Raw genomic sequence first — 3599 nt, forward strand, 5'->3', positions numbered from 1 at the left:
TCCCAGGCGTCGCGGCGTCGTTCGCTGTTCACCCGGGCCCTCAGGCCGGTGACGATGGCGATCCGCTCGTGACGGTGCTCGATCATGTGCTGAGTGGCCGCGACCGTGCGGCGACTGGCGATCGCTGGCCGATCGATCACCAGGACCGGCAAGTCGAGCGACTGCGCGAATGACAAGTGCTCAGCTGAAGGATCGACCGGCATCAGGATGACCCCATCGACCCGTCGCTCGGCCATGTCGATGAGTTGGGCTCGTTCACGCTCGAGGTCGTTGTCACTGGATGTCACGAACAGGTGGTAGCCGCGGCGCTCGGCCGCTGCCGAGAGCAGCTCCGTGACCTCGTTCATGTACCAGCTCTCGAAGTTGGCGCGGATGAAGCCGAGCGTGTGCGACCTACCGCCGCGCGCGAGCTGACGCGCAGCGCGGTCGGGCCGGTAGCCGAGCTCTTCGATCGCGGCGAGCACGCGTTCACGTGTCTTGGCAGCGACCGGCTTTGGGCCGTCGTTGATGACGTAAGACACGACGGCGGTCGACACCTTCGCCCGACGCGCCACAGCATCACGGTTCACCGCCACTCACGGAGCATAGTCACCGCCTGCCGCCCACACTTCGTCGTCTTCGGCGTGAACGCGGAGTGAGCTCTAGCAACGCCGAAAGCCCGGCCCCGCACAGCGGGACCGGGCCTTCTGAGACGAGGTTCAGACCTCGAGGTTCTGCGAGTTGAAGAACCAGGCCTGCTGCTCGAGCTCGGTGACGATGTTGTTGAGGAGGTCGGCGGTGGCCGGGTCCTCGGCGTCGACGTCGGAGTGGACCTCGCGGACCACGGCGACGGTCTGGGTGATGCGGGCGACGATGGCGTCGACCGTGTCGGTCACCGAGACCAGGTCGGCCGGGTAGGCGGTGAGGTCGGTGGTGGCGGCGACGGTCTCGGTGCGGCCGTCGGGCACGACCTGGAGGGCGCGCATGCGCTCGGCGATCACGTCGCTCTCGGCACGCGCGATGTCGACGAGCTCATCGAGCTGGAGGTGGAGGCTGCGGAAGCCGCGACCGGTCACGTTCCAGTGCGCCTGCTTGCCCTGCACGTGGAGGTCGATCAGGTCGACGAGCACACGCTGCAGGTTCGCGCGGAGCTTCTCGGAAGCAGTGGTGCGAGTGGACATCAGATCCTGCCTTTCCGGTCGCCTATCGGGCGACCCAATGCGGTCTTTTCGTGAACGACTCAAGACTAGGACGGTCTGCTCGATCACGCTAGCAAGGCAAGGCGAACCTTGGTGGGCGCTCGGGAGAACGCTCAGGCGCAGTCGTCGCAGACGCCCCAGAAGATGACCTCGGCCTCCGCCACCGCGAACCCGGGTGGGGTCGGACCGTGCAGGCATGGCGCCTCGCCGATCGAGCAGTCCACGTCCACGACCTTGCCGCACGAGGAGCACACCGCATGGTGGTGGTTGTCGTCCACGCGGCGCTCGTACCGGGCCGCCGATCGTGCAGGCTCGAACCGCCGCACGATTCCGGCGCTGTGCAGATCGGCCAGGATGTTGTGCACCGCCTGCAGGCTCGGGGCCTCGGCGCCGAGGCCGCGCCGCAGCGTCTCGGCGTCGGCATGCGGAGCCGCGTCGAGCGCGACCAGGATCGCGAGCCGGCCCGAGGTCGCGCGCAACCCGCTGCTGCGCAGCAGGTCGACGTCGGAGGGCAGGGTCGCGGTCACCCCACCACGGTAGGTCGGAAAGGTGAACGGCTCAAGTCTGTCCTCTTCTCGCGCCCCCTCGCGAGTCCTGAGTCGATCCTGAGGTTGGCGCGCAGCGACACTGAGCCGCCGCTGAGGCCGCGCTCCTAACTTTCCCCTCATACCGCACACGACCTCGTGACTTGCGGGGGACATCACACAGCGCGGCCGGATCTGGCCGCCCTCGAGGAAGCAGAACCATGAAGAAGCCCAGCAAGAAGAATGTCGTCGCGGTCCTGGCCGGCGTGACCGTCGCGACCGCAGTCGCCGCCTCCGCCGCCTCGCTCGGCGGCCTGACCACCCAGTGGCTCGGCGCCAACAGCAACGTGGTGAGCTCGCCGGTCACCGGTGGCGTCAACGTCACGTGGGACACCGCCTACGACGCGAGCCTCGGCTACTACGTCGTCACCGACTTCACGCTCGACACGATCGACGACGCCGAGACCCTCCCCACCGGCGCCGACGTCCAGCTCACCCTGCAGCTCGCCGACAGCGACACCGAGGAGTTCGAGGGCACGGTCACTTCCGACGGCACCGTCGACCTCGGCACCGTCCCCGCGATCGCCGCGCACGACGTCGAGGGCGTCTCCGTCGTCATCGCCGGCGGCGGCGCCGACTCGGCCGACCGCCCCTGATCCCCACCACTCCGAGAGATCATCATGAGCACGCAGGCACCGGACCGGGCAGGGCTCGGTGCCTGCGTCACGCCCGCCGATGCACCTGAGCGCCCGACGGCGGAGCGCACCACCGCGCGTCGTGTGCGCTCGGTGCTCGGCTGGGTTCTCGTGGCAGCCGCGGCGATCCTGCTCTGGCCCGCGCAGTGGGGCGGCCTCACCGGACTGACGATCGTGAGTGGTCACTCCATGGAGCCGACCTACGTCACGGGCGACCTCGTGGTCACCTGGCGTCAGTCCGACTACGCGCCCGGCGACGTGGTCTCCTCCACCGTGCCGGAAGGCCAGCCCGGCGCGGGTGGCCACGTCATCCACCGCATCATCACCGCTGAGCCCACCTCCGCCGGCACCATCTACACCACGCTCGGCGACAACAACCCCGCCGCCGACCAGTGGGCCATCGCCGCCGACGACATCACCGGCGCCGCCATCCTTCACGTGCCCGGCCTCGGCCGATTTCTCGGCCCCGCCGTGCTCCCCATCATTCTCGCCGCCGCCCTCGGCGGCATCGTCACCGTGCTGCTGTGGTCGCGTCCCTCGGAGGACGACGACGGCGAACCAACCGAGGAGGTCCCCGCACCATGAGCGCAACTCGCCAGCTGGTCGCCACTGCGGGCGCGGCCCTCCTTGCGGTGCTCGCCCTCGCGCCGACCGCGCAGGCGGCCCCGGTCTCGGCACCTGCGTGCGCCACCACCTCGACCGCCGCCACCTGGACCACCCACTACGAGGGCGGCCGCTACGAGCTCGCCACGGTTGCTCTCACGGGACTGGAGGGCTGCACCGGCGCTGACCTGATCGTGGGCATCGGTTCCGGGCAGCAGCTCCTCGCCGAGATCCCGGCCACCGTGCGGGCCGGTGCGCTCACCGTGGACGTCAGCGACCACCGCATCCCCGCACAGGAGGTCGAGCGCATCGCGCTCACCCTCCGCACCAACGTCCCGGTTGCGCCCACCACTGAGCCGACCACTGAACGCGGCACCGAAGGCACCGACTCGGACGCCGCATCCACCGACCCGCTGCCGAGTACCGGGGTGACCATTGCGTGGTCGGCAGCGATCGCCGCCATCCTCGTTCTCATCGGCGCCGCGCTGCGCCGCCGCACCCAGGAGGCTAGCCGTGGCTGACCACCGCTCGCCGCTCTCTCCCGCAGAGTCGCGTGCGATTCGCAGTCGTTTTGCGACTGTCAATCGCACGGACACGCT

The 3599-nt window shown here is 69.5% G+C and carries 6 protein-coding genes; 3 read left to right on the top strand and 3 right to left on the bottom strand.

Annotated elements, in window-relative coordinates; all coding sequences use genetic code 11:
* The 3 genes from ACOJSN_RS24855 to ACOJSN_RS24865 form a co-directional block, all read right to left on the bottom strand.
* A partial coding sequence (locus ACOJSN_RS24855; protein ID WP_420115165.1) for a LacI family DNA-binding transcriptional regulator occupies nucleotides 1-575 on the bottom strand: 575 nt, incomplete at its 3' end.
* Between the two features lie 123 nt (nucleotides 576-698).
* The gene (locus ACOJSN_RS24860) at nucleotides 699-1160 is read right to left on the bottom strand and encodes a Dps family protein (RefSeq protein WP_420115166.1); all 462 of its coding nucleotides are present in this window, start codon (nucleotides 1158-1160) and stop codon (nucleotides 699-701) included.
* 131 nt (nucleotides 1161-1291) lie between these two features.
* Nucleotides 1292-1705, bottom strand: a complete 414-nt coding sequence (locus tag ACOJSN_RS24865) for a Fur family transcriptional regulator (protein ID WP_420115167.1) — start codon at nucleotides 1703-1705, stop codon at nucleotides 1292-1294.
* 218 nt (nucleotides 1706-1923) lie between these two features.
* Between ACOJSN_RS24865 and ACOJSN_RS24870 the strand changes: the two genes are divergently transcribed.
* From ACOJSN_RS24870 to ACOJSN_RS24880, 3 genes are read left to right on the top strand one after another with little or no spacing between them, the layout of a single operon-like run.
* Nucleotides 1924-2358, top strand: coding sequence for a hypothetical protein (locus ACOJSN_RS24870; protein ID WP_420115168.1), 435 nt, complete (start codon nucleotides 1924-1926; stop codon nucleotides 2356-2358).
* Nucleotides 2359-2382: 24 nt separating this feature from the next.
* A complete protein-coding gene (locus ACOJSN_RS24875; RefSeq protein WP_420115169.1) occupies nucleotides 2383-2982 on the top strand; it encodes a signal peptidase I in 600 nt (199 codons plus the stop codon).
* A complete protein-coding gene (locus ACOJSN_RS24880; RefSeq protein WP_420115170.1) occupies nucleotides 2979-3521 on the top strand; it encodes a hypothetical protein in 543 nt (180 codons plus the stop codon). Before ACOJSN_RS24875 ends, ACOJSN_RS24880 begins: the two co-directional genes overlap by 4 nt.
* Nucleotides 3522-3599 lie beyond the last annotated feature (78 nt).

The organism is Pseudactinotalea sp. (assembly GCF_048594945.1).
GTDB lineage: Bacteria > Actinomycetota > Actinomycetes > Actinomycetales > Beutenbergiaceae > Pseudactinotalea.